This is a genomic window from Micromonospora globbae, from assembly GCF_003610785.1.
Taxonomy (GTDB): Bacteria; Actinomycetota; Actinomycetes; order Mycobacteriales; family Micromonosporaceae; genus Micromonospora; species Micromonospora globbae.
In genome coordinates this window covers 25,944-52,936 of sequence record NZ_RAQQ01000031.1, presented here as the reverse complement: position 1 = coordinate 52,936, position 26,993 = coordinate 25,944, and the positions used below count along the sequence as shown (strand labels likewise).

Sequence of the window (26,993 nt, the reverse complement as noted above, 5' to 3'; positions counted from 1 at the left end):
CTCGATGCGCTGCCACAGCCCGTCAGGCACGATCCACGGCGGCTGCTCGCCACGCCTCACGGCCCGACATCGTAGATCAACCTCTACAAGGGACGCGACATCCAGAGATCATTTTGTTAGGACCCCTAAGAGCGCACAGCGGCGTACGATACGGCCCGGTCAGCAACACGACAGGTATTCCGTCGCGCTGACGCACTGACGGAGCTGGCGTTGTCCGCCGCGGTGGGCTGGCATCGGCGGACGTTCGTCCGTGGATCCCGTCGAGGTCCAGGCCGTCGAGCGACGGCTCGGGCCGGGGGTGGCCCGATGACGCCGACCCGGATCGCCCGAGACGTGAGCACGGTGGCGGTGGCTGAAATTGCTGCCTGGTAGTCGTGGAGTCACATGGTGGCCGTGGCGTTGAGGTTCGGTGAGCGTCCCGAGGTCGCTTACGTACTGCCGCTGTCGGTCGACGGGATGTTCGTCGTCGCCTCGATGGCCATGATCGAGAACAAGCACGCCGGTCGGAGGGTGCGCTGGTCAGCCCGAACGGCCTTCGCGGTCGGGATGGCGGGCGGCCAGCGTGGCGGCGAACATCGCCGCCGCCGAGCCAAACCTCGCAGCGCGGATCGTGGCGGCGTGGCCGGCCGTGGCGTTGCTGCTGGTCGTGGAGAAGCTGACCAAATCGCAGCCGGCCTCACGCAACGACCATCGAACGTCAGACGCCGCCCGCCCGCAGCAACCGCCGGCCTTCGAAGCTGCGTCTGCGCCACCACTGAAGTCGCACCCGTCGGACTTCGTGACTGAGGTGAAGCAAGCGCAGCACGCCGGGGTCGCCGAGATTCCGACGTGTCAGGTATCGGCGTCACTGCGGTGGCGTAACGCGCGACGTAAGCGGGTGACGAGGCGCGCGGAGCGGACGGCAGATGTCGTAGCCCGGCTGCGAGCCGAGCGTCCGCAGGCCAGCCTGGCGGAGGTGGCTCTGGCCGCCGGCGTGCCCGAACGTCATGTCCGACGCCTTGCTGCGGTCAAGCCTGAGAACACGGGACAACCAGCAGATGGTTCCTGAAGGTATTGGCGGCCAAACGGACTCCGAGTGTCGGTTTGGTACACCTTCCTAATGCTTCATCCATCAGCCTTTCGGCTGAATTTTGCAAGATCACGAAGTCGGGGAGTTCGTAGAATCTGACAGGAGCCGGTTTAGGAGTGCGAGAGATTTCTCGTCGCTTCGGTGCTGCAGTCCCACGCGGGCAGGCGTTCAGCCCGGTCGAGGGCGTGTTGCCGGAAGCGCAGCGGCGAGGAGCTCATGGTCGGGGTGGTGTAGCGCGGCGGCGTCGAGCACGCTACTGGCTTCGGCAGGCCGGTCCGCGAGTGTCAGGGCTGCGGTCACGAACTCGCGCGTCACGGTGTCGCGGTGCGGCGCGAACCACAGGTACCCGGCGTGGTCGGCGGTAGACGTCGACTGCCCGCCGTAGAGCGGCGACGCGGACGGCTGGCTCGGTGGCGCGTTGCGCTGCGGTGATGGCGTCCCGCACAGTCCACAGGTCAATGTCGAAGGCGTCGCGGTTGAGGGTGTAGCGGTGTCGCTTCAGCTGCAGGTAGGTGTTCTCGCCGCCGATGAGGGTGCAGATTCGGCGCAGGTTGTAGGTGTAGGTGTGTAGGCGCTGGGCAGCCAGCCGGCGCGGCGGCTCGGGCATGAGGTCGTCGATGACCTCGTATTGGTACGCCGACCCGCCCCGCACGATGAGATAGACGAGGAACTCGACTGCCTGCGGCCGGACGTGTTGCCCGTCGGGGACGTCGAGGATTGCCGGCGAGCCGAGTACGCGGACCTGCACCCGCCCGGCACCGACGTGTGCTTGCTCGCCGCGATGACGCCGAGAGGCATTGGGCGCCTTCCCGATCAGCCGGTTCAACGGCTGCGGGAAAATTTCCGGAACGGGAAGCGCTCACGGCTGGACACCGGTGGCACAACCCATCCTCGCGCGGGAAGCCCCAAGGCTCATTGCTAACACGGTACAAGCCGCTACGCCTCCGTCGCGGCGCCGGCGGACGCGCGCGGTTCCCATTGGTCGGCGGCTCCCGACGTTGGTGACGACGATCCGTCAGCCGACGCGAGCGGACCGAGCCTGCCCACGACCGAGACAGTGGTCGGCCAGCAGACCCCCCAGTTTCGCCACGGCCGCCTCCGGTGTCCGCTGATCAACTCACGACGACTCCGGGCAGACATCGCGGCATACCCCGGCGTGACCGGAGCGGGACGTGCCGTCCTCGCCGCTGGCAGGTCACCACTTCACGGATGACCGCTCATGTCACGAATCCGCGAGAACGCGCATTGACAACCACTTGGAGGAAGATCATGTTTAGCGACCGGGATGAGAATCAGGAACAGCAAGCGGCAGCGTTCGCGGCAGCACGCGACGCTCTCCGCGATCACACCATCGAAATCCGTACCGCCGGCCAGCTTGCGAGGCTGATGGACCGGCTGCCTGCCGACACCCCGATCACCGTCGCGGGCACCACCCACATTGACCAAGATCTGCCGACGGACTACCGACCAACTCGCACCATCACTATCGCCCGGGTGGCACCGGTCAGCGACACGCCCGTCAACGCCGATGATGGTGATCAACTCGACGACATCACCGCGATCCTTCCAGCGGTCGAACTGGGCGCGGTCGTGGTCGCCGGGAACGCACTCGGCGTGTCGGTGGCAGCCGTCCCGGCACCCGCCTACGAGCGCGCCGTCGAGGCCCTCGCCGTCGGCGAGCCATGCATAGCCCTAGAAGCGCAGGTCAGACTCCTGACCTGGATGGCCAAGTCCATCGGCGCCAGGAGGCTCGATGACCTCGACGGGCGAGACGAAGTGGACGGGATTCAGCGGTGGATCGACGACCCCGAGTTGCTCGCTGCCCTCAGCGTGGAAGCGGAACGGCTACGACAAGCCGCTGCCCGACTCGTCGCTCTACACGCCCGGGTAGCCGACTACGAGATCGCCGCCGAGGTCACCGCCGTGGCTGAGGACATCGTCCACTTTGCTGCCGAACGCTCAATGCCCGACGATGAGCAGCCTCCGTCGGAGGCGTAGCCACGCAGACAGCGGGCCCGAAGCCGCAGGACCGCACAGAAGCGCCCTGCGGCTTCGGGCTGCGACGAGCGGGACACGAAGAGTGGGCCCAAGTCGCTACACTCCCCGGCTGTACCTAACGGCGACGGGGAGGCGTGACGTGGTGCGCAACGCGAAGCTGGGCGTGTTCGGCATCAGCCTGGGCGTACTTGCCGCCACTATCGGCTGCGGGACCACACCGGAGGCGCAACAGCCACCAGCCCAAGCGACCACTGGAGCACCGAGCGAGCGGCCCACCTTCGACCCACCGCGCACTTTCGACATGTCCGCTCCCATGCCGCTACCGGACACCGCGTCGCTCTCGAAGATCAATCTGGGTGGACAACGTGTCGAGCCACTGCCAGTGCTACTCGACGGGAAGCGCGTTTGGATCTCGTCGGTGGACCGACTGGAGATCGTTGACATTACGTCCGGTACGGTCACCGCCAGGCTGCGACCCGAACACGAGCCTGCACTGTCCCCGCCGACGCTGAACCCGTTCGTCGGCGGCAACCCGGCCCAGCCGCCGATCTTGGCCGAAACCGGTGCGCAGCGCCGGGTGGTGACAGCCTTCGCCGCCACCGCGCCCGGTCAAGGCACGACACCGCCGCGCCCCGTCATCGAGATCCTCGCCGTTGATGCTGGCACCGGGCGTGAGGCTCAACGCATCGAGATCGAGCCCAGCGACGACGACCAGCACGCGTTGACCCGGAAGCACCCGGTCGTCATCGGCGCGCGCGGCACCGTGGTCGTCGCCCAGGTCGGCACCGATGCCGTCGCCGTGAACCTCGACGATCGACGCGAGATCTGGCGCCGTCCCGACTTTACTCTCGGAGCCGTCGCCGGCGACGTGGCGGTCGGTACCGACGCCAAAACCGCAGTGGCACGTGCGCTCGCCATCGACAGCGGCACCGAGCGCTGGCACACCGAGCCCGCAGAGACGATCACCATCAAGCCGGGCAGCCCGAAAATCGTGACCGCGACCGGAGCGTCGCGAGGGCGCAAGCAGTTCTTCCGTCTCCTCGATGCCGCCACCGGCCGCATGCTGGACGAGTCAACGGCTTCCAGCAGCACCGCCTACAACATCACCTGTCTCCACGACGGCCGCAGCGTCACGATCTGCCAGGACCAACGCCAGGACTGGGCGGGCGCCTTCGACGACAGCGGGAAGTGGCTCTGGGAACTACCCGACAAGAAGGCAAACCGCATCGCTCCCACCGTCACGACCGCTTGGCACGGAGCCGTTTACGGCCGTACGGCGAACGGCCCCGTCATCCTCGACGCCCGCACTGGCGAGGACCGGGAAACGGCTCCCGGCCTCACACCGTGGCTCGTCAACGAACACGCCGCAGTCGCGAGCCCACCGGATGCCAGCGGCGGGGTGCAGCTCTACCGCGCTACCGGCTGATTGGTGCACGACCCGAGCCAGCCGTAGGTACTGCAGCCCTCGATGCCGTGGCTCAGCGATCACCTTCGGTGGCCGTCAGTTCGTCTGTCCGGTCGGTAGGTGCCGGCCGATGTAGCCGACATAGATCCGTCCGCTCTGCGCCGTATCGTCGTAGTAGTGCATGCGGGGGCTGATCATCGCGAACTGAGCGATCTTGAAGTGCGCACCCATGAAAATCCTGCCCGCCTGAACGACGGAGGCCGGCACGGGGAGAACCCGCTTCCTCCAGAACGCCGGGTTGGTTCGGACCTCCTCGCTCTCGTCACGGGCGTGTCGTCGTGTCGGCCACTCGTGGCAGCCATCCGGAGTGTTCTCCAGGAAGCCATGCACGTCTCGATCCCAGCGTCCGTCCGCCTTCGCCGCTGCGTAGTCCTGGAGCACCAACAAGGCGTCCCAGGTCTTCGAAGCCCAGGCGCCCAGGGGGTCGTTGCTGTCGAGTTCCTCAGCGTGGTCAGGATCGCCCGTGAACACGACGTGCTGGAGCCTTGGCAGCCAACGGAGCAACTCGCCGAAGCTGTCCGGCCGGGAGACGTCCGCTTCCGATGGCTGCGCCGTCCAGGCCACCTCTGCTTGCCCCATAGAGGCCAGCCGGTGGCGTAGCGTCCGTTCAGTCTCCGCGGACCGGGTCAGGCGGTCGACCGCGTCCCGGTTCTCGATCTGCTCATCATCCAGCTGCCATTTGACGTCGTGATACGCCTTCTGTGTCTCATCGAGTTCGGCCTGGAGCTGTGCGAGTCGGGATGCGATGTCTTTCTGTGCCTCCTGCGATGACCGACCGACCTCGATCAGACGCACGATCTCGTCGATCCGGTCGACGGTTAGATCATCGATCCCTACCTTGATCTTCAGGTAGTCCAGCAACATGCCTTGCTGCGCGCTGACGTCGCCTTGCCGGCGATCACTCTCTCGCGTCTCGACGGCCGCCGCCCGGGGCTGCGACGGAACGAGCGATGGCCGCTTCGAACCGACGTCGCCGAGCAGGTGCACCAACATGTCGTCGGCGATACGTTCCAGCATCCGGTGTACCCGCGCCACCGATGCAGGCAGCGGCTGTTCGAGAGCCTGAAGTTGGGCGTTGGAGGCGAGGATACGCGCGAGCCGGGGCTGTTCGCTGTCGTCGGCGATCCGTTCGGCGCTCAGGACCCGGTGCCGCAGCCCGTCGACGACGGAGTCCGGTTGAACCTGAGAGCGATAGGTCCGAAGCCGGCCGGGCAGTACGGCGTGGGCCTGGCCGAGCCGGTCGTTGAGCAACTGTGTGGCCTCCCCGTCCAGCACGTAGCACGAGGCCATACCGATGGTGAACCGGGTCAGGTTGGCGATCCGGTTCGTCCATGGGACTGACGGCAGCGAGTCGTCATTGCCGGCGACGAAGACGACACCTCGTCGCTCGGTGTCGATGAGCGCTCGGTAGACCTCGTCGACTTCGTCGCCCCGGATGACGATTGGCCGCGTCGTGAGGCGTGCGGCACCGTCCCAGGCGTCGATGATTTCGAGCGTGGGGGCGAGAAAGCGGGGGGTGCCGGCGCGGCGGGGGCGGCTGCGTGGGTCCTCGCTGTCGGGGTCGGGGGATTCGATGTCGACCCAAGCCCACGCCGCACGCTCTCTCGCGTTGGGCGCATGTACGGTCAGCTGGGTGATCCACTCTCCGTCCGGCTTTGTCTCGACGATTCGTACGCGTGTTGAGGTCGATCCATCCTGCCCTTCGTGCTGCAGTAGCAGGGCCCTGACGTTGTCGCCGATGGTCGTCCACCGGTTCTCATCAAGCGCAGAGGGATCCCAGCCCTTGGGGTCCGCGATCCAACGGTCGAGTTGTTCCCGTACCAGTGGCTGTAGATGGTTCCGTTCGTGGTGGGTCGTGAACACAGATCTGAAACCGAGCATTGCGCCGTCCCGAGGGTTACAGGCGAGAGGGCTCCGCCGAACGCGCCGCCGTACTCGCTCGATGCGGCCCCGCTGAACTCCGCCCGCTACTCCTGCACCTGGTTCTGGTTCGGAAGCTGGAGTAGCAGCGGTGGTGTCGAGGCCAGCATCTGGACAAGGAAGGGTCAATCCACCTGCTCGGTGGTCACCGGAGGTGAGTCGCTGATCAGGGTGCGGATTCCAGGTCATTGAGGAGCGCGTGTACAGGCGCCCAGCACATCCGCACCGTGTCCAGGTCGGGCACGAGCCCGTAGTCGATCTGGTGGCGGGGGTGGACGAAGTTGCGGTAGTCCCGGACCTTCTCCATGAAGTCCTTGGCGTCGGTCTGGACCCACTTCTGTCGGTGCGCGTACTCGAGGAGCAGGTGAAGGCCCGCTCGTTCGGCGGGAATCCGTCGGCCGCCACGGCCGACCAGGCCGTTCCTTCGCACGGTTTCGTCGCGGTCAGTCACCACGATGTGCAGCAGACCTTCGACGAAGCTACCGATGCCGATGATCGCCAGCGCGTAGGCTCCGTTGTTCTGGCAGATCGACGCTTCGTCGGCGCGCGCCATGAGGATGTCGACCGCCTTGCTGTTGCTGGATAGTCGTCGCACCCGCTCGTGGAGGTCCGGCGGCGGCCCGTACAGGGGAACGTCGCTGGTCTGGCTGAGCTGACCGAGCACGGGGCGCCCGCCGATGTAGGTGATGGTGAGCTGCTCGGGAGCCAGGATGCGGTTCAGCTCTTGCGCGATCGGTTCGGCGGCCTCGACGCCGCCGTCGTACTCCAGCGGATCACCGATGCGACAGAGCAGCCGGTCAAGGGCGGCGGCATCGTCGGCATGGGAACTGAGTACTTCTGTCAGCCAGGGGATCCGCGGAGAGCCGTCGTACTGCGGATCGCCAGGCCACCGGACCCGGTGCAGGAACCGCTCGACCTGCGTACCGGTCCGCTCGTAGGGACCATCGATGTCGCAGATCAGGCGAGCGACGCGTTCCAGAGTGAGCAGGTCGAGGGCAACCATCAGGACACCTTCCGGTCGGCGCGCTGCTGCGCGGTGTCGAGTGCTTCGGTCAGGCGCTGGATGATGATTGAGCCCCGTTTGCGGAAGCCGAGCTCGGTCATGGCCTCTTGGAGGCGCTCATCCCGATCACGCTGGAGCTGGTCGCTCACCAGCCACGTGCAGATCTGTATTAGCTGTTCCCGGGTGTAGTCGGTGATGCGCAGTCCGATTGGCACGTCGGGGCGCGGGCCACGGCGGGTCGCTGGCGGCGACGGTGGCTGAGCGGGCCGGCGGGCCGGCGGTACGGGGCGGCTCCTCGCGGCGTGGTTGGCGCGGTCGACCGCCTGCTTCCAGCGGGCGACGAGTCGGGCTGTCTGGCCTGCCGGGTCCACGTACCAGTCGGTCGACCAGATCCGGTGGAACTCCCACCCCAGTCGCTCGAGGTGCTGCTGGCGCAGCCGATCGCGGTCCCGGGCGCTGTGTGCCTGGTGGTACGAGTGACCGTCAGTCTCCACGGCGAGGACCATGCGGCCGGGCTGGTCCGGATGGGCGAGTGCCAGGTCGATGCGGTAGCCGGATACGCCCCACTGCGGCACGGCGTTGATGCCCTGCTGCTGGAGAGCCTTCAGGACGCTGCGTTCGAGGCCGTTGAGCTCGACCCCGGTGTGCTGGCGCGCGCCGAGGTCGCCGCCGAGGTCGACGAACTCCAGGTAGCGGCGGAGCAGTTCGGGCCCGCGGTTCCGTGTCGCCGCGGTCTGGTTCGGGTCCATGTCGTGGTGGGAGAAGGCGCTCACCACGGTCATCCGACTCCGCGCTCGGGTGACCGCCACGTTGAGGCGCCGCTCACCGCCCTCCTGGTTGAGCGGTCCGAAGCGCAGTGGAAGTCGACCGTCTCGGGTCTTGGCGTAGCCGATGCTCAGGATGATGGCGTCCCGCTCGTCGCCCTGGACGTTCTCCAAACTCTTGATGAAGAACCGCTGGCTCGCGGCCCGGTCTTGCGAGAAAAAGTCGTCGAGGTGCTCGTGCTCGCGGCGTCGGCTGCGTAGGGTCGCCTCGATCCGCAGGGCGTGCTTCTGCCCCATGGTGATGACGCCGAGGCTCTCGTTCGGTCGCTGCTCGGCGTGCTCGAGAATCAGCTCGACCGCCCGGTTGACCTCTTCCGTTGATGAGCCGCTCTGTCCGGGGGCGACACGGCCGTCCACCGTCTCCAAGCGCAACGGGCTGTCGACCTGCACCCCAGGGAACGTGACGAGGGACCGGTTGTAGATCTCGACGTTCGAAAACGCAATCAGACGCTCGTCTCGGCTGCGGTAGTGCCAGGTCAAGCGGTACCGGTCCGAGATCAGACCACCGAGAACATCAAGAACGGACTCGTAGTCCTCGAGGCTCTCGTCACCGAGATCATCGTCTTCGCCAGCCGGGCTCTGCTGAACGAGGCGCCGGAAGAACGGCGTGGGTGGGAGCTGTTTCGGGTCGCCGGCCACGACGAGTTGGGTGCCACGCATGATCGAGGCGACCGCGTCGTGCGGCTCGATCTGGCTCGCCTCGTCAAAGATCACCACGTCGAACGACCGCTCGGGCGGCAGGATGCGGCTGACCACCAGTGGTGACATGGCCCAGCACGGAAACGCGGCGAGGAGCACCTCCGGCGCGCTGCTGAGCAGCTTCCGAAGAGAGAGGTGCCGGCTCTTCTTGGCCGCTTCCCGCCGGACGAGGCCATTCTGGTCGGGATAGGCGTCTCGGACCTTCCGCAGGTTCACTGCCACGTTGCGGCGCACGTGCCGGGCGGCCATCTCGATGTGCCGGCTGTCCGCAGCGCGGAAGTCCTGGACCACCGCGGCATGCTGCTGCCCCACGAACTGACCGAGGTACGGGACCCGCATGCGCATCTCGTCGAGGACCACCTGCAACCAGGAGCGCAACAGGGTGTCGGCTGCCTCGTCGCTCGAGACCTGCCGGGTGGCCAGGTCATCGAGCATGTGACTCAGCCCCAACGAGCGGAACATCTGCTGCTGTTTGTTCAGGTCGGGCATCAGAAACAACGTCTCGCGGTCGGCATTCAACTCGGCGAGGGTGTTGGCCGCGGTGGTAGCGGGTCCACGCTCAAGGCCGTCGATCCGGGCACATGCCGCCACCGCAGCGAGATGGTTACGCACCTGCATGAAGGACGACATGCACAGGTCGGCGCCCGCCAGAGCAGTAGGTGCGCTGTCCTGACGGCTGAGCTTCCGCCACCGCTCACGCTGGTCCACCGCGGCAACCAGGCCCTGATACATCTCGGATCGCTTCCGGGGAGCGGCTGGACAAGTCCGCCGCAGCTCGCGGCGCAGTTGGAACCGGCGGAAGATCCCGAGCGGCTCCGCCCGGCGCGGCCGCGATCGCCCTGGCGCTGTCGCGTAGACGAAGTCGTCCAGATCCGAGCCGAAGACCTGCTCGCCGTAGCTGGCAATGGTGCGGTCGACCTCGCTGAGCAGGTCGAACAGATCCCTCCACGCAGCGAGGTCGTCCGGCACGTCCAGCCCCGCCCGGTCGACCAAGTCCCGGATCTGGCGCTGTGCGCCCTGCAGGGCACCAGCCGCGAGTTCATCGAGATGCACCAGCACCTTACCGACATCGTCTGGGGTGCGGATGGCGGCCTTCGCCCACGGCGACTCCCCGCGCCAGATCCTCAGGCCGCCACGATCCACGAACGTCCGAAGGTCCTCCCGCGCGGACTCAAGCCTCGACCGGTCAAGGTTCCGCAGCTCGGATGCGCGCAGGTTATAGCCAGTGACGTCGGAAGCCGGAAGCGCGAGGAGCTGCTCGATGACCTGAAAAGCGCTCACACCCCAGGGCTGCCGTACCTCGTGCAGCTCGGCCGGATGCCGTTTCGCCGCGGCCCGGCGGCTGATCAGACGGCGATGCAATTCGTCAGTGTCGACGGGCGGTTCGGCGCCGGCCTGGGCGAGGACGTTGGCGATGCGCTGGGCGACCTGCCGCTTGCTGATCTTGCGATCGTGCAGGTCAAACACCAGATTGTCGAGCCCGACGTCGCCAAGGCGGTTCATCACCGCTTCGATCGCCGCCCGCTTCTCCGAGACGAACAGCACGCTGCGGCCCATCGCGGCCATGTACGCGATGATGTTCGCGATCGTCTGGCTCTTCCCCGTGCCGGGTGGACCCTCGATGACCACATGCCGGCCGGACAGCACCGCGTCGATCGCCGCCTGCTGAGACGAGTCCGCGTCGTGAACCAGGAACTCCTTGGCCGGATCGATCCGATCGGCACCGGAGCTGGACCCCTGAGCTTGCTCAGTGCGTAACTGTTGCCGAGCGTCGCGGTCGCCCGCCATCGCGCCGATCACCGGGTGTGATGCCAGCAGCTCGGCCGAGTTACGCAGGTCCTCGACCATGGGCAGCTTGTCGAAGCTGAAAACACCGGCAACCACCGCGGGCTCGAGCCGGAGAGACAGCCCGCTGGGAGCTACCGCCTCGGCGATCAGCTCATAGGCGGCACTCAACTGCTGGTCCGGGTCAGCGATCTCGGACAACATCGCGCTCAGCTTGTCGCCGAGCGCGCTGATGTCCGCCTCCACGCCGTACTGCCGTTCCAGCGCGTACAGGAGGACAGGGTTGATCTCGGGTGACTCCGACAGCTCCAGCGTGAAGTCGTTCTCAGTCGCCGTCCTGCTGTCCAGCGCCAACTGCTGCAGGATCAGCGGCGCCCGCAGCGGTTGCATCGGCACGGACCCGCGGGTGTACGGACCGACCATGCAGAGCAGACCGTGGGTCACCCAACCGGCCTGGATGCCCTGCTCCTCCTCCAGCTCGACCAGCTTCCGACGGAGGCTGCGGGCAGTGTTGCAGGCGGTGTTGTGCCGATCCTGGTCCGGGAACAGCGTCCGCAGGCGAACCTTCTGCCCACCGAGCAGATCGGCGACCGCACCGGCAGCCGCATCGGCGAGATCGAGGGTGGTGGTCTGTCGCTCCTTGAAGTAGAGCAGCGTGTTGCGCGGGCCGAAGTCGATCAGTTGGTCTGCCCACCGGCCGGCGGCCTGCTGGACGAGGTTGAGCACATCCGGTTGGGTCAACAGCATCTCGTCTCCAAGTCAGTCGACGTACGCCAGTGCTGATCCGCCGGGCCGTCGGCCCGAGGCAAAGCCCTCCAGGATAGGGCGTAGGACATGTCCGTCTATGCGTCGGATTTTCGACAGCGATGTCGACGTGGGGACACCGATCAGCAACATTCAGCTTCTTGTGCGGCGCTGTCGCTCTGCCGCCTCAGTTCATCGAGCAGGGCCACCACGTCGCAGTGCCAGGAGCGCAGCTCGGCGTGAGTGGGTGCCAATTCGTACACGTGGTGGTGCATGGCGCGTGAGAGACCGTGCCAGGCAGTTCTTGCGAGGAAGGTCGTCGAGGCATCGACGAAGGCGGGCAGGGCCAGCAGTTGGTGCCGCATCGGGCATCGTGTGAGGGTCGGGGCGACGCAATTCCAGTAGCCGCAGAGTCCTTGTTCCAGAGCGAGGCGGGTGAGGCAGGCACACCCGCGCTGCCAGCAGCGGCGCATGCTCCGGCTGGGACGACTCAGCAGGGTGGCGGCTTCGTCGAGGAGCAGCTCGGGGGTCATGGGCGACTCAGCTTCCCTGCCAGGCGGCGCGCGTCCTCGATCAGGACGGCGAGGTCACTAGCGGCGCCGCCGTGGGAGCCGTTGTTCGCCGCACTGACCACACGAGCGGCGGTAGGACCGAGCTTGCTCAGCTCGCCGTTCAGTTCACGAACGCGCTTGCGATCGCCCAGCAGGGCCAGGGCCAACGTGGAGCGCAGTCCCTCGGCCTCGCTGATCGCGGCTTCGGTATCGGTGATCGAGGTGCCGGCGCGGAAGCCGCGGATCCGGATCCGCTCGTGGCAGGCGTACTCAAGGGCATCGCGGATGAGGTTGCAGACGATGGTGGCCTGCACGGTGCGGGCCATGTTCTCGTCATGGGTGATGGCCAGGGCGTCGGAGAGGTAGCGCTGTCCCGGGTCACCGTCGCGGTCACTACTGAGGGTGACCTGGGAGCGGGCGAGGCGGCTAACGGCCAGGATCCGGGCGTCGAGCTGCAGATGCCGGACGGCGGCGGGGAGCCGGTCGTCGTGGGTGAAGACGATGACCTGCCGGTGCTTCGCGACCTGGGCGAGGACCTGAGCAAGGCCATAGACCTTGGCGGGGTCCATGGACTGCACCGGGTCGTCGATGACGAGGAACCGGAACGGGCTCTCGGGCATGGTGGCGCGCGGAAGAAACAGCGCCAGGGCGAGGGAGTGCAGTTCGCCCTGGCTCATGACGCTGAGGGCCGCTCCCGGTACGCCGTCGACCTCCACGTCGAGGTCGACCCGGCGGGTGGTGCCGGTGCCGGCCAGCTTGATCGCGCCAAGCTGGACGTTGCTGTCCTGCCGCAGGGTGTTCCAGATGGTGGTTGCCTCCGCGGCGACAGGCGCCAGCTTGTCGGCGCGGATCTCTTTGCCGAACTCCAGCAGCTTGGCGATCGCCGTTTTGAGGGCGGCGAACATGGTGGCGGCGTGCCGGACGTGTTGGCCGGCGGGGACGCCGAGGATGGTCGGTGGGCCGAGTACGCGAACCCGAACCCGCCTGGCTCCGAAGTCGGCCTGCTCGCCGGAGGAGCGGTGGCCCGAGTTTCCGTCCGGCGGGCCAGCGCTGTCGCCGACAGGGGCAGTCCCGGGTCGAGAGCCGTTCACGGCTGGGCGCCAGCGACCGCCCTCGACGTCGCGCACGAGGGCTTGTTGCTCATTGTCGACACGGTACCGGTCGCGTCGGCCGGTTGCGCCCCCCGGTTGAGCCCGTGCCCGACGCTCAGTGGGACACGTACACCGACTGGATCGGTGCCAGGACCAACGTTTCAGCGTCCTCCCCTCCGAACCGTCCGCCCGTGACGTGGTCCGCAGTGGCAGACTGCCGGCCATGACAAACGTAAATGGACAGGCGGACCTTGTCGCGATCGCGATTGCGCTGCGGGACGTAGCCGAGGAAGTCGATGGAGGCGAGCGGTTGGCCAGGAACCTGGCAGCCGCGCTCCAGAGGGCGGATGTGGACCCAACGGTCTGGAGCAGCGCGCAGTCTCAGGCCCAGGGCTGGCGAGACCAGATCCGCTGGATTCGCCGATAACGCAAGATTTGTTCTGAAGATCGATCCGCCCAAGTACTTGATTGTCTGCAACTGCAGCTGAGTTGGCGCTGCAGGCGTAAGCGAGTTCAGCACGCTGAGCGACACGGGGCTGACTGCTGGTGGTGTCGTTGGGTAGGGTCACCGCCAGAGATCGCGGTCCATCGGTCCTGGGGAGACGTTGGCATGGAGTCGGTGGCGTCGGCGTTCGGTCGGGCGGTGGCGGCGCACCGGGAGGCTGTGTCGCATGTGGAGGCCGCCCGGTCGCGGTTGATTGATCGTGCCGGTGAGGGCAGCGTCTCAGAGCAGGCCCGCGAGGATGCCCGGTCGCTTGCTGCCGGTATGCAGCGGCTCGCCGAGGCGCTGACGCCGGGTTGGCTCGGTTGCCGGCTGGATGGTGCCGCCGTGGACCTGCCGACGGGCGTTGATGCGGTGCTGGGGCGTCCACTTCCTGTTCGGCTGGGTGAGGCGTCGCCGGTCGCCGGAAGCGTGTTCAGTGTGGTGGTGCCGTTCGTGGGCGCCGGTCACCTGGCGGTCGACAGTGATGCCCGTGATCCGATGGTGGCCCGCTGGCTCCGCGGCGTGCTGCTTCGGGTGCTTGCCGCGCTGCCGGACGGGGCGCTGCGGGTGGCGGCGGTGGACGGTGCGACGTTGGGGGCGGTGTTCGGTCCGTTCCGTTCGATGGTGGAGGCGGAGGCGTGGCACCGGCCGGCGATCGACCTTGCTGGGTTCCAGCAGGTGCTGTCCGAGGCGGAGGAGCGGATCGAACGCGCCCAGGCCGGCGAGACGGATCCCTCCGTGCTGCTGGTGTGTGTAGCCGCCCTTCCTGAGGGTGCGGGGCGTACGGAGTGGTCGCGGCTGGCGGCTATCGCCCATGCCGGTCCGGCGGCCGGGGTGTTCCTGTTGCTTGCCGGTTATCCGCCGCCGCAGCATCCGGGTCTGAACGCGGCACCTCGCTTGGAGAGTACGACGCATCTGACGGCGGCCGGCGGAGGCCTGTTTGCGGTGTCTGACCCGCCAGGCCCGCACCGGTTCAGCTCTGACGGCTCCGGGTTGGCGGTGCCGATGCGGCTGGATGCCGGCCCGTCGGACGATCTGGTGGAGTCCATCTGCCGTAGGTTGGCGAAGGCAGCGCGGGTGCAGGCGTCGACGGACTTCGCCGCGCTGATGCCGGCCGAGATCTGGCAGGAGTCGTCGGTCAGCGGGCTGCGGACCGTGGTGGGCCGGGAAGGCCGCAACGACTGTGTGCTGGCCCTTGATGACGCGACGCCGCACTGGTTGGTGGGTGGTCGGACCGGGTCGGGTAAGACCGTATTCCTGCTCGACGTGCTCTACGGCCTGGCGTCGCGATACTCCCCGGACGAGCTGGGGTTGTACCTGCTGGACTTCAAGGAAGGGGTGTCGTTCGCGGAGTTCACGCCCACGGCGGTGGACCCGTCGTGGATCCCGCACGCCCGCACGGTCGGCATCGAGTCCGACCGGGAGTACGGGCTGGCGGTGCTGCGGACGTTGTCGCGGGAGATGACCCGGCGGTCGACGGAGCTGAAGCGGGCCGGGGTGACCAAGATCGCCGACCTGCGGGCCGGGCGGCCGGACGTGGCGATGCCGCGGCTGCTCGCGGTCATCGACGAGTTCCATGTGCTGTTCGAGGGCAACGACGCCGTGGCCGGGCAGGCGGTGGCGCTGCTGGAGGAGTTGGCGCGTAAGGGCCGCTCGTACGGCATCCACCTGATCCTGGCGTCGCAGACGATTTCCGGTGTGGAGGCGCTGTTCGCCAAGACCGAGTCGATCTTCGGGCAGTTCCCGCTGCGGGTCGCGCTCGCCGGGGGCGGCGGTGTCCTCGACCAGCTCAACGACGGCGCGGACAACCTGCCCATCGGAGGCGCCGTCATCAACTCGGCGGCCGGGATACCGGGGGCGAACCGGGTCATCCGCTTCCCGAACGCCGACGCGGAGTCGGTGACCGCGCAGCGGCACCTGCTGTGGAACGCCCGCCCACCTGGTGACGCCCCGCCGGCGGTGTTCGCCGGCTACGCCGAGCAGCACCCCGACCAGGACCCCACCTTCGCCCGCCTCTCGCCGAATGTACGGCGACGGCGGGCCCTGGTCGGCCGCGCCGTCGACGTCGGCCTGCCCACCGCAGGGTTCACCCTGGACGAAACCCCAGGCAGCCACGTCGCCGTACTCGGCACCTCGCCGGTCGGGGCCGACGTCCTTTACGCGGCGACCGTGAGCTTGGCCCGCCAACACGCGCCCGGCACTGCCCGTTTCCTCATCGCGCCGCTGGTCGCCGCAGCCGACGAGGCCGCCGACGCCACCGTCGAAGCTGTCACCTCCGCTGGACAATCGTGCGACACCATCTCCTCGGTTCAGTTCCGGGCACGACTGGGGGACCTCGCGCAGTCGACCGCACCCGCAGACGGCCAGACGACCTACCTGGTGGTCTTCGGCGCCGACGCCGCGAGCAGCCTCCTCGTCGCCAGCGACCCCACCACCTACCGCTCCGGACACGACGACCTTCGAGCCGTACTGGCCAACGGCCCCACCCACGGCGTCCACCTGCTTGGCTGGTGGCGCACCGTGAGCCGGTTCACCGACGACCTCGGACCGACCGGCGGCAGCGAGGTCGCCTGCCTCGTCGCCCTTAACCTCCCCGGCAACGACGTCGGAGCCCTGCTCGGCGACTACGCAACGGAATGGCAGTCCCGCCCCAACCGGGCCCTGCTGATCGACCGGCACGACAACCGCCGCACCCTCATCGTTCCGTACGTGCGCCCCGGCACCCTCGATCAGATCGACGACCTCGCATGACCGATCACCCCACCATCCCGATGCCCCGAGACGGCGGTTGGGCCGCCTACACCGACTATTCTCGCCGCCTGGCGACCCTGTTGCAGGACGAACGCGCACGCGCCGAGCAACAGACCGCCGCCAGCCGCGACGGGCAAGCCGCCGTCGACCAGATCACCCACCGGCTGGGGACTCAGCGGCAGCACCTCCATCAACTCGCCGCCACCCTGCGCCTGCCCGAGCCGCACGTCGGCGGGATCGCACCCGGCCCGATACCCGACCCCGCCGAGGCGCTACGTCGGGCCGCAGCGGCGGCCGACGCGGCCGACGTCGCCGCCGAGAACGCCCACCGGCGGGCCGCGCAGCCACCCCTGCTGCCCGGGTTCACGCCGCTGGCCCGCAACGCCCTTGTCTACGCCGCCGCGGCGATGCTGGGCACCTTCGCGTCGCTGCTGATGTTCGCCGTCAGCCCCGACGCCGACCTCGGCCGCATCCCGTGGCAACTCGTGCCCTGGTCCCTGTGCGGGCTGCCCGCGCTGGCGTTCTTCGCCGGCTACCTGACCATCAGCCTCGTCGGACAGCCGCGCATCGGCGGTGGCGGCACCCGCTCGGCGCGGGCCGGCGGAGTGATCTGTTTTGTCGGCATGCCGATCTTGTGGTTCATCTTCATCGCCGCGACCCGAGGCTGAACCACAGACGCACCTGCCACCGGCGGCGGGGCGTTGGACAGCACGAATCAGGGGAGGAACATCCAGTGGCCACCATCGGAGACATCAAGGCGGGCCTGGCCCACGGCAAGTCCGAGGCCGACAAGGCACTCGCGCAGCTCGCCGGCGTCACCGCCCAGGTCGACAAGGCCATCGCCGTACTCCAGGCTCTCGCCGCCGGCACCCAGCAGCCCGCCGTGATGGGCGCCATCGGCAAGCTCAGCGCCGCCAAGCAGAAGTTCGGCGAGGGCGCCGGCCTGATCCAGGCCGCCGTCGCGCAGACCGAGAAGTACAACGCCGTCCTCTGACACCGAACCCCCGGAAGGTCCCTCAATGCCCACCGTCATCGTTCCCGTCGGTCTGAACCTCGGCCCCTCCTACCGGTACGTCACCCCACCTGACTCAGAGCCGGAGTTCTACCGGGTGAGGCTCGGCCAGGAGTTCGCGCAGCTAAGTGTCGACGAGTTCAAGGTGTGGGGACGAGCTTTCCTTGATCCCGAGCGTCACGCCCGGCTGCAGGTCAACCGGGGGACGCTGCGCGATGACGTCGTTGCGGCCGGGAACGGTCCAGCGCAGCCGGAGCAGGTCATCGAAGGACTGCTGGAGCAGGGCTTGCTCGTTGAATTCGACCCGGATGGCTCGCTCGAGAAGGTGTTTCGGCAGCTCAAGCTCTTTCCCACCGCAGAAGGCATGGGCAACACGCCGGACGAGCCAGGGTGGGAGCGTATCGGCCACAACGGGCAGCCTTTGCTGAAGGTCAGCGCGACGGTCTACGGGATTTGGGCGTTCTCCAGCACGGAAGAGTCGCTGTGGGCTGCCTGCTCTGGCCTTGCCGAGGATGCCGAGCAGGGCAGGGCTGAGGGCGAGGAGCTCGACTCGCTGACGGCGGACGAGGCCGCAAAGGCAATAGCCGGCAACCTGCCGCTACTCGTCGCCGCGGGCTGTGCTGTTCTCGACAAGACGTCCTAGCGATGGGCTGGCGTCGGCAGACTAACCGGGCCGGAACAGCAGGTTCCCGCCTCGGCAACGTTGGACGGTCGGCCGGACGTGCGCTGATGGATACAGCGGTGGAATCGGCGCGGGAAGGCATCAACAAGGTCAGCGAGAAGGTGGGTAAGGCGGCCGGGGCTGGGATCGCTGTCGCGGCCACCGCGGCAGTCGATGCCGCTGGCTACCAGCCCTCTCCCTTGGTCGCGGTGGGCGCGGCGTACGCCGGCATGAAGGTGGGTGGCCTGGTCGGCCGCGCTATGAATGCTGGGCTGGACCGCATCGCCGCCGGGCGGGGTGGTGGTCCGATCGGTTCGGTGATGGCGGAGTTGAGCATGGTGCTGCAGACGCTCGATCAGGTGGGCCGGGGCATCGTCGAGGTTGTCGACTCGGTGAACAAGGCCCAGGCCCACTTCCAGAAGGTCAGTAGGGGCGGAGGCAACAACCTGCTGAACAGCGCGGTCCGCGCGTGCCGGCAGGCGCCTGTGCGCCTCGAAGAGGGCGTGGACGAGGTCAAGCAGGCCCAGGACTTCGTCGGCAGGCACTTGGTGGCGGTGGCGACGGCCGGCGGCTAAGCACCGCTGGTCGTCGCCGCATGCCAACACGTCATCGAGCACGTGGAGGGTCAGCCGGCCAGCGGATCGTGCGGTGCCGGCTCGTCGGATTGCGGAAGCCGCTGGGCGCCGGGGCAGCCAGGGCTGGTGTTGCTCTGCTCGTCGTGATCCGGTTCGACCTTCCGCTTTCCCTCGGAGGGCTGCTGCGGCGGAAGGTCGATGCCGATTGCTCGGGCGTACTCGGCGAGGATGCCGCCGGCTTCAGCGAGCAGCCATGAGCCGTCTCGGAGCTTGACGATCCCTTGGGCGTAGTTGCCCAGTGCCCGGTTGACCAGTGGGTTGGTGGCTCCGGCGGTGACGGTACGGAACTCGGCTCGGGTGTTCTCAGCGTCCTGGATGACGACCTTGGTCAGGTCCTGCTGTTGGCTGATGGAGACGTGCAGGTCTCGTAGCGCGGCGGTGATGTCGGGCAGGGTCACGGTTGGTACCTCCGGTTGGGGTCGGCTGCGGGATCGGGGCTGACGGTGAGTCGGCGGGCGTTGATGAGCTGGGGTCGGGTGGCTCCGGGGGTTCTGCGGGGTAGGCGGCCGTAGCGGGTGAAGGTGGCGGCGGCCTGCTCGTTGGTGGGGCAGGGGCCGACGAGGTGGCAGCGCAGGCAGTAGCCGGTGGCGCTGGAGGTGACGTGCTCGTCGAGCGCTCGTTGGGCGGCGGTGAGTTGATCGGTGGCCGCTGCGGACAGGTAGACGGTGGTGGCCACGTCATGCCTCGGCCTGCGGGAGGGCGGCGACGCGGGCGAGTACTTGCCGGAAGCGCCCGGCTCGGCCGTCGGTGTTGATTTCGATGCCTTCGAGCCACACCCACTGGCCGTCGTACCAGGTGCTGAGGTCGAGGCGGACGTGGATGATCCGGAGCCGGAGCGGGCCGCAGCTGTGTTGGTAGTCGTGTTCGCGTAGGTGCACGACGTCGCCGGGTACGACGGCGACCTCGGGCGTGATCGGCAAGTAGGTCACAGCCCGCTCGTCCAGCGCGTTCGGCCCGGATGCGGGTGGGACCTGCGGCCCCCGCAGTCGGGGCAGTTCAGTGCCGACCCGCACCGTCGGCACCATCGGGACTTGACCTTGAAGAGGAACAGTCCGGCAGCGAAGCCGAGCATCGCGACCGCCACCAGAACGAGGGATGGGACCACTGCGTTTGCCTCCCTGACTCGGCCCCTCGAGAGACGCAGCCCGCTTCGGGTGACGGGCTGCGTCCCGCCGAGAGGCGTCCGAGGCCGGACGGACGGCGGGCTCCTGGGAGCGCGAACCCGCCGTCAGATCGCGCGGCTTTCGCGGGCCGCACCGGCCTGAGATGCTCATGCATATAGTGCCGATGCACTAGTGATAATGCAAGGTTTGCATTCGCATATGGTTCACTTGCTCGGCCTGCCTGGAGGTTGCATCCGCATGGCGGGCACACTCTGACTACGACAGGAGCGAAGGGACATGGAGTTGTCAGCTCGGCGGCAGCCACCCACCGTGCGCCTCCGGCGGCTCGCGGCGGAGCTGCGTGGACTGCGTACCGCGGCCGGCCTCACCCGCGAAGAGGTCAACGAGCAGACCGGCATCAACCCCGCCACGCTCTACCGGATCGAGACGGCCAGGGTTCGCCCGCAACGGCGCACGCTGATGGCGATGCTCGACAAGTACGGCGTCACCGACGAGGACAGGCGCAGTGAGCTGATTGCCCTGTCGCGCCAGGCCGCGCAGCTGGGCTGGCTACAGGCGTACGAGTCGGAGCTGCCCGAGCTGTACACCACGTACATCAGCTTCGAGGCCGAGGCCCGCTCGGTCCGCAACTACGAGTCCCTCTTCGTCCCGGGCCTCCTTCAGACCGAGAACTACGCCCACGCGGTGATCCGCGGCGTTCTGCCGTTGGCGACCGACCTTGACGTGCAGGCCCGGGTCGACGCGCGGATGCAGCGGCAGGAGTCGCTGCGCAAGACCGAGCCGCTGCGTGTCTGGGCAATCCTCGACGAGGCCGTCCTGCACCGGCAAACCGGTGGCGCGGAGGTCATGGCCGAGCAGCTGGAAGCCCTGGCGAGGGCAGCCGACCAGCCGCACGTGACCCTCCAGGTCATCCCATTCACCGCCGGGGCTCACGCCGGCATGCCGGGCTCGTTCGTCGTCATGGACTTCCCCGACCCGGCCGACCCCGCGCTGGTGTACGTCGACAGCATGGCTGGTGACCTGTTCCTGGAACGCGAGGCGGACGTACGCCGCTACGCCACCACGTTCGAACACCTCCGCGCCACCGCGCTGGACCCCACCAACTCGATCAAGCTGATCAAGCAGCGAGCTGCCATGATCGGCCAAGAAGGAGGTACGGGATGAACCGAGTCGACCTGTCCCGCGCCCGCTGGAAGAAGAGCAGCCGATCGAGTGGGAACGGCCAGTGCGTCGAGGTCGCCGACCTCCACACCACCGTCGCACTGAGGGACAGCAAGGACCCTTCGGGGCCGGTGCTCCTCTTCGAGCGGGACGCGTGGACGAGGTTCTTGGCGGGGGCGAAGAACGGCATCACGACGTCATAGCAAGGCATCCGGGTTGGCCGCCGGGGCAGTTATGGACCTCTGGCTACTTGCGCCACCAGGTTGGTCGTCCGCGCATCCCATGGTGCCAGCCGTCGACCTGGAGCCGGGCCGCGTCGACAGCCTGCTGGGTGCGCTCGGAGCGGTATTCGCGGTGGGGCTCGTGCGGGCTCCAGTCGCCGATGAAGGGGCGTAGGTCGTCCGGCTTGGGTTCGATGTCGAAGTCGACCTCGGGCAGGCTCTTGTCGCCTCGGGTGGGATCGAGGCGGTCCGCCGCGGCGCGGCCCCAAGCGATCCAGCGATTCCGGTTCTCCAGGTCGGTCCCGTCCTCAGCGGTGGCCTGCTCGAGGGCGTCGCAGAAGGCGCGGATCTCCGTCGCCGCGGCCCACGAGTCGTAGGCCCCGCGGAAGGCCTTCTTCCTGAGCAAGTCCACGGCCTGCGGCCGGGCCTCGTCGAGCGCGGCCCGCCAGCGACGTCGTTCCTCCTTACGCTGCCTCTCCTGCTCGGCTACATACTCGTCGTGGGCGCGCTGGCGGGCCAGCTGAGCTTCTTGATCGGCGGCGATCCCGGCCTCGGCGTCGCGGATGATCCGGGGAAGGCGTTTCTCCAGGGTGGTGCGTTTGTCGTCAGTCCAGGTGTCGTGCTTGTCCCAGCCGTCGCGGGCGATCTCCAGGCGCAGGCGCCCGGAGGGCACCTTGTCGGTCTTCGGCAGCACCATCCACGGCTTGCGCCGCAGATCCCGCGCCTCTTGAGCGGTCGACACGTGCGGCACCTCGTCGTACTCCTCGTACAGCTTGACCCGACGGCGAGTCTTGTCGATCTGCAGGTAGACCGAGGGGTGCTTGGTCTTGGTGTTCACCCCGACGCGGTGGCCTCGGCGGCGAGCTTCGGCGGCCAAGGCCCGGCCCAGGTCCAGGGCTCGCGGGATGGATGCCTGGGTGACCTCAAGACCGGCGGGGTCCTTCTCAAGGGCGGCGAAGACGAGGTCGGGGTCGGTGGTGACGCGACGGGTGTTGAGGCGGATCCGGTTCCAGTCCGTGTCGTCGGGCTTCTCATCGCTGGACAGGCGAATGACGAGGTCGCCGGCCGCGCGGCCGGTGTGCCTGAGGTGGAAACCGGCGGGAACGACTTGGTGCTGCTTGGCGGCGTGGATGACCCTGCGGTAGAGGGCGCGTTCCTCGGGATCGGGGCTCTCGATCGTCACCGTTCCGCCCTCGCGTTGCAGCCGCTCAATGAGCTGACGAGCGCTCTCCACCGTTGTCGCAGTTGGCGCCGAACCCGCGGCCCGGTGTGTCGCGGGTTCGTGGCGCCGTTGCCGGCACGCGCGAGGGGGCGGCTTCGCTCGTAGCCCGCCTCTGTGAGCGCGGCCGAGGCACGCCGTCGCGGAGCCGGTCGGGATGGTCGGGGTGGACTCCGTGTTCGAGGTAGAACCGCCCGGCCTCGGTGATCTGGGCTCGCCACACCCCGCCGCAGCGGCTGACGTCAACGAGGCGACGAGTCTGCAGGGCCCGTGCCGACTGCCGCTGGTCCACTCCATCGGGCCCGCTCAGGTCGTCACCATCAGCGATTCGACGTAGGAGCAGCAGCTGATGTTCCTTGAGCGGATCCCACCTCTGCACCCCACCGACCTTCGACCTCTCCATCACGGTTGGCAAGGAGAAACGCCTGCCAGTTCCGGTGGACGGAGATGCACGGCGGACAACGCACTCGCTGGCTTGGACGCGAGTGATGGGAGGGCCGCTGGCTACTGACTACAGACCGGCGAGTTGAGCCGCATCGCGTAGGCGCCGCGCCCGCCGTGCTGAGTCACGAACGAGAAGATCCTGTCGCTGCCGGCGACGTGTGATCACCTCCTTGCTCGACTACGCCCCCTCGGCCCAGCCGTCACCCGCGCGCTTGCATTCTGGGCCCGTCTGAACCTGAGTTACCCCTTGATCTGCCGCAAGCGGCGGCCGGCCAGTCCGTTGATCTGTCCACGATGAACGTCGATCCCTGCGTCTCGCATGGATCCGCCTTGCCTGGCGTTACCCGGCTCAGTACCCGCCTGCCCTCTGCGCCCCCAGCGGGCGGGGAGGCGGGCGGCCGACCTCCAGTCACCCTGATCTCACTCATGGAGTACACCGTGACCACGCATCACCTCTCTTCCGTGCGAAGCGCATCGGCCCTTGCGCTCGCGAACCCCGAACCTGACGGATTCGGCCTTGACCTCCAGGTAGGCGTCCCGGCGGGTCTCCCGCTTGGCGTCCCGCTTGAACAGGACCCCCAACCGGACCCTCTGATCCGGCTCACAGCGCAGGTCAGGGCCGCTATCAGCACGGCCTGTCGTGCTGCGACTGACCCTCCGACTGGGTCTCTCCCCATAGGGAAGGTGCTGGCGCATGCCTGATCCGCTGCTTCGGGTGCAGTCCCAGCTCACCGACCGCGACCTCGTGCTGCTCGGCTGGCTGGCCGACCACGGGGTGCTCACCTCTTTCCAGATCGCCCACGCTCTGTTCCCGTCGGTTGACTACGCGCAGGAGCGCCTGCGGGCTTTGACGCAGAAGTTGGGGGTGGTGGATCGGTTCCGGCCGCAGAAGCCCGACGGCGGTTCCTACCCCTACCACTACGTGCTGGCGCAGCTCGGCGTCGAGGTCGTCGCCGCGCAGCGCGGCGAGGACCTGCCGCGCAAGGACCAGGCCCGCAGGAGGCGTTGGCACCTGACGAGGCGGGCGAACCTGCCGCACCTGCTGGGGATCAACGGCTTCTTCACCGCCCTCGCCGGCCACGCCCGCACCCACCCGGGCAGCGAGTTGGTGCGCTGGTGGCCGCCGGCGCGCTGCCAGCAGGTCGGTGCCTTCGCCGAGCCCGACGATGACATCTCGGTCCGCGTGTATGCGCCGAGGTCGCGGCCGGACGGGCACGGCATCTGGGTCGAGGGCGACCGGAGGGTGCCGTTCTTCCTGGAGTACGACCTGGGCACCGAACGGCCGCTGTCCCGGCTGGTCGCCAAACTCCACGGCTACCGGGAACTCGCCCACGTCACCGGCCGGATCTGGCCGGTGCTGTTCTGGCTGCCGTCCCCCGCACGGGAGCGGCACCTGCACCTGGAACTCGCCGCCGCCGGGATCAGCTACCCGGTGGCCACCGCCGTACACGCCGAGGCCACCGGCATTAATCCTGCCGAGGCGGTGTGGTGGCAGTACCGCTCCGATCGGGCGCCGGTGCGTCTGGCCGACCTCCCAGCCGCCGACAGCGGCACCCGACGGGCCGCCTGAGCGGGTCAGTACCGACCGCCCCGGTTGCGCGGCTGTGCCCCACACGGGCGGGAACAGGAGCCGCCTTACCCGTCGCGCCAGGCGGCCCGCAGTCGGGCGGGCGGTGACGGCACCACGCCAGCCGGCGCAGGTGAGGGCGCGGACGATACCTCGCTGCCCGCCGTGACAGCAAGGGTCCGCGTCTGTCAGCCGCTCTCCGGCGCCTCTTGGTGAGTTCCCGTGAGTTGCTGACAGTTCGGATCCCTTCCTGGTGACAGCCCGCAGAGCTATCATCCGCGCCCCATCAGGTCAGGAGGCCAATGGCATTAAACAGCTTTTCCGCATTAATCGGATCGATCGCGCGATCCCGCGCAAGAGAGGAAACCGCATGAACGAAGGACTCCGACCCCAGCAGCTTCACACGCTTTTCGGAGGACCGTGGCCACCGCACCCCACCACGACGAAAACACCGTCCGGAGCTATCCTGACGACCCGCATCCTGGTACCGCCACAAATTGTGGCGGTGCGAAAACCACCTCGACCGGCGGAAAGGAAACGACGGTTCCGATGCGTATCGCACGCGTCGACACCATTCCCATGACCGCCGACGACCTCGACAACGCCGCCGAAGCCCTCTCCGTCCTGCTCAACCACTTCTGGCGCGAGCACCCCAACCTCGCCGCCTGAACCCTCGCCCAACGCCGTGCGGCGGCCCACCAGCGTGGGCCGCCCCCGGCCAACCCACCCCGACCGCTACGGAGGATTCGCCTGATGACAGGCAAGCCCACCCCCACCAGCCCACCCAAGCGACGCGGCCGACGCGCCCCCACCCCCACCCCGCCGGACACGCCGGCCGGACCGTGCCGGGTGTGCCTCTACGTCCGCCGCTCGACCGACGACGAACACCAGCCCTTCTCCCTGCTCGCCCAACGCGCCGCCTTGGACAAGTACGTCAAGGCCCACCCCGGCTGGGTCATCGTCTGCGAATTCGAAGATGACGCCTCCGGCGCCACCACCGACCGCCCCGGGCTAAAGAAAGCACTCGACGCGGCGAAAGCCGGAATGTACGACGTCCTGCTCGTCTACCGACTCGACCGATTCAGCCGCAGCGTCGCCGACCTACTCGACCTCATAAAAGTCCTCGAAGCCGCGAACGTGCGGTTCTCCTCCGCGACCGAACCCATCGACACCGGCGGACCCTTCGGCCGCATGATGCTGCAACTCCTCGCCGTGTTCGCCGAATTCGAACGCAACATCATCATCGACCGAGTGAAAAGTGGCATGACCGCGAAAGCCAGCAAAGGCCAATGGGCCGGCGGCACCCGCCCCTACGGCTACCACGTTGACCCCGACACCCAGCGCCTCGTCCCCCACCCCGACGAGGCGCCGATCCTCCGCGACATCTTCCGCCTCTACACCCGCGACCGACACGGCACCCGCGCCATCGCCACCGAGTTGAACGCCCGCGGCGTGCCCAACCGCACCGGCAAGAAGTGGTCCGGACACACCATCAACCGGATCCTGGACAACCCCGCCTACGTCGGGGACATCGCCTACCGCGACATCCTCGTCCCCGACGCCCATGAGGCGCTCATCGACCGGGACACCTTCCGCCGCGCCCAGGAGATCGCCGCAGCGCGCGGTGACGTCCAAACCCAGCGGGCCATGTCCGACTCGGACTACTACCTCACCCGCCTCCTGACATGTCCGCAGTGCGGACAACGCTACATCGGCACGTCCGCCAAAGGCCGCACCCGCCGCTACCGCTACTACACCTGCTTCACCCGCACCCGCTACGGCAAACACGCCACCTGCACCGCACCCAGGCTCCCCGCCGACGACCTCGACCGCATGATCCTGCGGGCCCTGCACGACTTCTACACCACCGCCGAACCCGTCCTGGCCGCCATGATCGAACGCGCCCGCACCCAACGCGACAGCACCAGCGACGACCGGCGCGCCGAACACGCCGCCATCGCCCACCAGATCACCAGCACCGAGAACGCGATCGCCCGCTATCACACCGCGTTCGAGAACGGCACCATGGACGACGCCACCGCCGGGCCCCGTATCCGCGAACTCCGCCAACGGCTGGCCCAACTCCAGGCCCGGCACACCGAACTCGAAGCCGACCTGACCGCCCAGCCCACGCTCCCGTCGCCCGGCACCGTCGCCCGGATCCGGGACCACCTCAGCACCATCATGGCCAGCGGCAGCGCCACCGAACGCAAGGCCGCGATCGAGGCCCTCATCGCCGAAGTTCAACTCACCGACCAGGGAGTCGTACCCGTGTTCAAGATCCCCACCGACACGACAATGCCCCCGCCCGAAACGGACGGGGGCAACCCGAAAGAGCCACCGGTTCGCACAATGGTGCGGTCGGTGGGCCGCCAGGGACTCGAACCCTGAACCTATGGATTAAAAGTAGCCAGAAGAGGACAGAGTGCCATCATTTATCCGCCGTCCGGATTCCGGGCGCGTCGTCCGGCCGCGTTGGTGCTGGTCCGCGCGGCGCCTACGTTGGATGGCACGGCGATGAGTGGCCGGTAGGGGCGCGAATCCAGGAGTCGCGCCGTGAGTCCG

At 68.0% G+C, this 26,993-nt stretch carries 23 protein-coding genes and 1 pseudogene; 13 read left to right on the top strand and 11 right to left on the bottom strand.

Translation table 11 applies throughout. The annotated features are described in order from the left end of the window. Positions 1-384 precede the first annotated feature (384 nt). Positions 385-486 (top strand): annotated as a pseudogene (locus D7I43_RS34475) (DUF2637 domain-containing protein); the annotation flags it as partial. Between the two features lie 76 nt (positions 487-562). Continuing rightward, positions 563-1,048: a hypothetical protein gene (locus tag D7I43_RS29270; RefSeq protein ID WP_240033236.1), complete on the top strand. Its 486-nt coding sequence runs from the start codon at positions 563-565 to the stop codon at positions 1,046-1,048. Between the two features lie 274 nt (positions 1,049-1,322). Here D7I43_RS29270 and D7I43_RS33865 read toward each other — a convergent pair whose 3' ends face one another. Next, a complete protein-coding gene (locus tag D7I43_RS33865) occupies positions 1,323-1,895 on the bottom strand; it encodes an AfsR/SARP family transcriptional regulator (RefSeq protein WP_240033234.1) in 573 nt (190 codons plus the stop codon). Between the two features lie 443 nt (positions 1,896-2,338). Between D7I43_RS33865 and D7I43_RS29260 the strand changes: the two genes are divergently transcribed. Beyond that, a complete protein-coding gene (locus tag D7I43_RS29260; RefSeq protein WP_120331816.1) occupies positions 2,339-3,067 on the top strand; it encodes a hypothetical protein in 729 nt (242 codons plus the stop codon). A 139-nt stretch (positions 3,068-3,206) separates the two neighbouring features. After that, a complete protein-coding gene (locus D7I43_RS29255) occupies positions 3,207-4,493 on the top strand; it encodes a PQQ-binding-like beta-propeller repeat protein (protein WP_240033232.1) in 1,287 nt (428 codons plus the stop codon). A gap of 75 nt (positions 4,494-4,568) precedes the next feature. Here D7I43_RS29255 and D7I43_RS29250 read toward each other — a convergent pair whose 3' ends face one another. The 6 genes from D7I43_RS29250 to D7I43_RS32875 form a co-directional block, all read right to left on the bottom strand. Then, a complete protein-coding gene (locus D7I43_RS29250) occupies positions 4,569-6,395 on the bottom strand; it encodes a hypothetical protein (protein ID WP_240033230.1) in 1,827 nt (608 codons plus the stop codon). A 223-nt stretch (positions 6,396-6,618) separates the two neighbouring features. Then, a complete protein-coding gene (locus tag D7I43_RS29245) occupies positions 6,619-7,455 on the bottom strand; it encodes a hypothetical protein (protein ID WP_120331813.1) in 837 nt (278 codons plus the stop codon). Further along, positions 7,455-11,510: an AAA domain-containing protein gene (locus tag D7I43_RS29240; protein ID WP_120331812.1), complete on the bottom strand. Its 4,056-nt coding sequence runs from the start codon at positions 11,508-11,510 to the stop codon at positions 7,455-7,457. The genes D7I43_RS29245 and D7I43_RS29240 overlap by 1 nt, the downstream gene beginning before the upstream one ends. Positions 11,511-11,650: 140 nt before the next feature. Continuing rightward, positions 11,651-12,040 carry a hypothetical protein gene (locus tag D7I43_RS32545; RefSeq protein WP_147427320.1) on the bottom strand — a complete coding sequence of 130 codons (390 nt, stop codon included), beginning with the start codon at positions 12,038-12,040 and terminating at the stop codon, positions 11,651-11,653. Continuing rightward, positions 12,037-12,963: an AAA family ATPase gene (locus D7I43_RS29230; RefSeq protein WP_158610179.1), complete on the bottom strand. Its 927-nt coding sequence runs from the start codon at positions 12,961-12,963 to the stop codon at positions 12,037-12,039. Before D7I43_RS29230 ends, D7I43_RS32545 begins: the two co-directional genes overlap by 4 nt. 301 nt (positions 12,964-13,264) lie before the next feature. After that, entirely contained in the window at positions 13,265-13,681 is a 417-nt protein-coding gene (locus D7I43_RS32875) for a hypothetical protein (RefSeq protein WP_158610178.1), read from the bottom strand. A 78-nt stretch (positions 13,682-13,759) separates the two neighbouring features. Between D7I43_RS32875 and D7I43_RS29215 the strand changes: the two genes are divergently transcribed. The 5 genes from D7I43_RS29215 (at position 13,760) to D7I43_RS29195 (ending at position 18,632) form a co-directional block, all read left to right on the top strand. Continuing rightward, positions 13,760-16,384, top strand: a complete 2,625-nt coding sequence (locus tag D7I43_RS29215; protein ID WP_120331808.1) for an FtsK/SpoIIIE domain-containing protein — start codon at positions 13,760-13,762, stop codon at positions 16,382-16,384. Further along, positions 16,381-17,052 (top strand): hypothetical protein, encoded by a 672-nt coding sequence (locus D7I43_RS29210; protein ID WP_120331807.1) that lies wholly within the window; start codon positions 16,381-16,383, stop codon positions 17,050-17,052. Before D7I43_RS29215 ends, D7I43_RS29210 begins: the two co-directional genes overlap by 4 nt. 65 nt (positions 17,053-17,117) lie before the next feature. Continuing rightward, entirely contained in the window at positions 17,118-17,378 is a 261-nt protein-coding gene (locus D7I43_RS29205; protein ID WP_120331806.1) for a hypothetical protein, read from the top strand. Between the two features lie 25 nt (positions 17,379-17,403). Then, entirely contained in the window at positions 17,404-18,039 is a 636-nt protein-coding gene (locus D7I43_RS29200) for a hypothetical protein (RefSeq protein WP_120331805.1), read from the top strand. Positions 18,040-18,203: 164 nt separating this feature from the next. Continuing rightward, complete coding sequence (locus tag D7I43_RS29195; RefSeq protein ID WP_120331820.1) at positions 18,204-18,632, top strand: hypothetical protein; 429 nt, start codon at positions 18,204-18,206, stop codon at positions 18,630-18,632. Between the two features lie 50 nt (positions 18,633-18,682). Here the strand turns inward: D7I43_RS29195 and D7I43_RS29190 are convergent, their stop codons facing one another. The 3 genes from D7I43_RS29190 to D7I43_RS29180 are packed head-to-tail and all read right to left on the bottom strand — an operon-like array spanning position 18,683 to position 19,621. Then, positions 18,683-19,090, bottom strand: a complete 408-nt coding sequence (locus D7I43_RS29190) for a hypothetical protein (RefSeq protein WP_192902298.1) — start codon at positions 19,088-19,090, stop codon at positions 18,683-18,685. Further along, entirely contained in the window at positions 19,087-19,368 is a 282-nt protein-coding gene (locus D7I43_RS29185; RefSeq protein ID WP_240033227.1) for a hypothetical protein, read from the bottom strand. Before D7I43_RS29185 ends, D7I43_RS29190 begins: the two co-directional genes overlap by 4 nt. Position 19,369: 1 nt before the next feature. Then, positions 19,370-19,621 (bottom strand): hypothetical protein, encoded by a 252-nt coding sequence (locus D7I43_RS29180; protein ID WP_147427319.1) that lies wholly within the window; start codon positions 19,619-19,621, stop codon positions 19,370-19,372. A gap of 471 nt (positions 19,622-20,092) precedes the next feature. On the opposite strand from D7I43_RS29180, the gene D7I43_RS29175 reads away from it, so the two are divergent. Both D7I43_RS29175 and D7I43_RS29170 read left to right on the top strand, forming a co-directional pair. Next, positions 20,093-20,980 carry a helix-turn-helix domain-containing protein gene (locus D7I43_RS29175; RefSeq protein WP_120331803.1) on the top strand — a complete coding sequence of 296 codons (888 nt, stop codon included), beginning with the start codon at positions 20,093-20,095 and terminating at the stop codon, positions 20,978-20,980. Beyond that, complete coding sequence (locus D7I43_RS29170; RefSeq protein WP_120331802.1) at positions 20,977-21,180, top strand: DUF397 domain-containing protein; 204 nt, start codon at positions 20,977-20,979, stop codon at positions 21,178-21,180. Before D7I43_RS29175 ends, D7I43_RS29170 begins: the two co-directional genes overlap by 4 nt. Before the next feature lie 43 nt (positions 21,181-21,223). Here D7I43_RS29170 and D7I43_RS29165 read toward each other — a convergent pair whose 3' ends face one another. After that, the gene (locus tag D7I43_RS29165) at positions 21,224-22,381 is read right to left on the bottom strand and encodes a hypothetical protein (protein WP_147427318.1); all 1,158 of its coding nucleotides are present in this window, start codon (positions 22,379-22,381) and stop codon (positions 21,224-21,226) included. A 1,174-nt stretch (positions 22,382-23,555) separates the two neighbouring features. On the opposite strand from D7I43_RS29165, the gene D7I43_RS29155 reads away from it, so the two are divergent. Next, positions 23,556-24,431, top strand: coding sequence for a replication-relaxation family protein (locus D7I43_RS29155; protein WP_120331799.1), 876 nt, complete (start codon positions 23,556-23,558; stop codon positions 24,429-24,431). Positions 24,432-25,277: 846 nt separating this feature from the next. Beyond that, positions 25,278-26,819, top strand: coding sequence for a recombinase family protein (locus D7I43_RS29145; protein ID WP_158610177.1), 1,542 nt, complete (start codon positions 25,278-25,280; stop codon positions 26,817-26,819). Positions 26,820-26,993 lie beyond the last annotated feature (174 nt).

Coding starts and splice junctions, on each gene's coding strand:
- D7I43_RS29260 (WP_120331816.1), top strand. CDS start 2,339: ATGTTTAGCGACCGGGATGAGAATCAGGAACAGCAAGCGGCAGCGTTC.
- D7I43_RS29245 (WP_120331813.1), bottom strand. CDS start 7,455: ATGGTTGCCCTCGACCTGCTCACTCTGGAACGCGTCGCTCGCCTGATC.
- D7I43_RS29240 (WP_120331812.1), bottom strand. CDS start 11,510: ATGCTGTTGACCCAACCGGATGTGCTCAACCTCGTCCAGCAGGCCGCC.
- D7I43_RS32545 (WP_147427320.1), bottom strand. CDS start 12,040: ATGACCCCCGAGCTGCTCCTCGACGAAGCCGCCACCCTGCTGAGTCGT.
- D7I43_RS29230 (WP_158610179.1), bottom strand. CDS start 12,963: ATGTTCGCCGCCCTCAAAACGGCGATCGCCAAGCTGCTGGAGTTCGGC.
- D7I43_RS29215 (WP_120331808.1), top strand. CDS start 13,760: ATGGAGTCGGTGGCGTCGGCGTTCGGTCGGGCGGTGGCGGCGCACCGG.
- D7I43_RS29210 (WP_120331807.1), top strand. CDS start 16,381: ATGACCGATCACCCCACCATCCCGATGCCCCGAGACGGCGGTTGGGCC.
- D7I43_RS29200 (WP_120331805.1), top strand. CDS start 17,404: ATGCCCACCGTCATCGTTCCCGTCGGTCTGAACCTCGGCCCCTCCTAC.
- D7I43_RS29175 (WP_120331803.1), top strand. CDS start 20,093: ATGGAGTTGTCAGCTCGGCGGCAGCCACCCACCGTGCGCCTCCGGCGG.
- D7I43_RS29170 (WP_120331802.1), top strand. CDS start 20,977: ATGAACCGAGTCGACCTGTCCCGCGCCCGCTGGAAGAAGAGCAGCCGA.
- D7I43_RS29155 (WP_120331799.1), top strand. CDS start 23,556: ATGCCTGATCCGCTGCTTCGGGTGCAGTCCCAGCTCACCGACCGCGAC.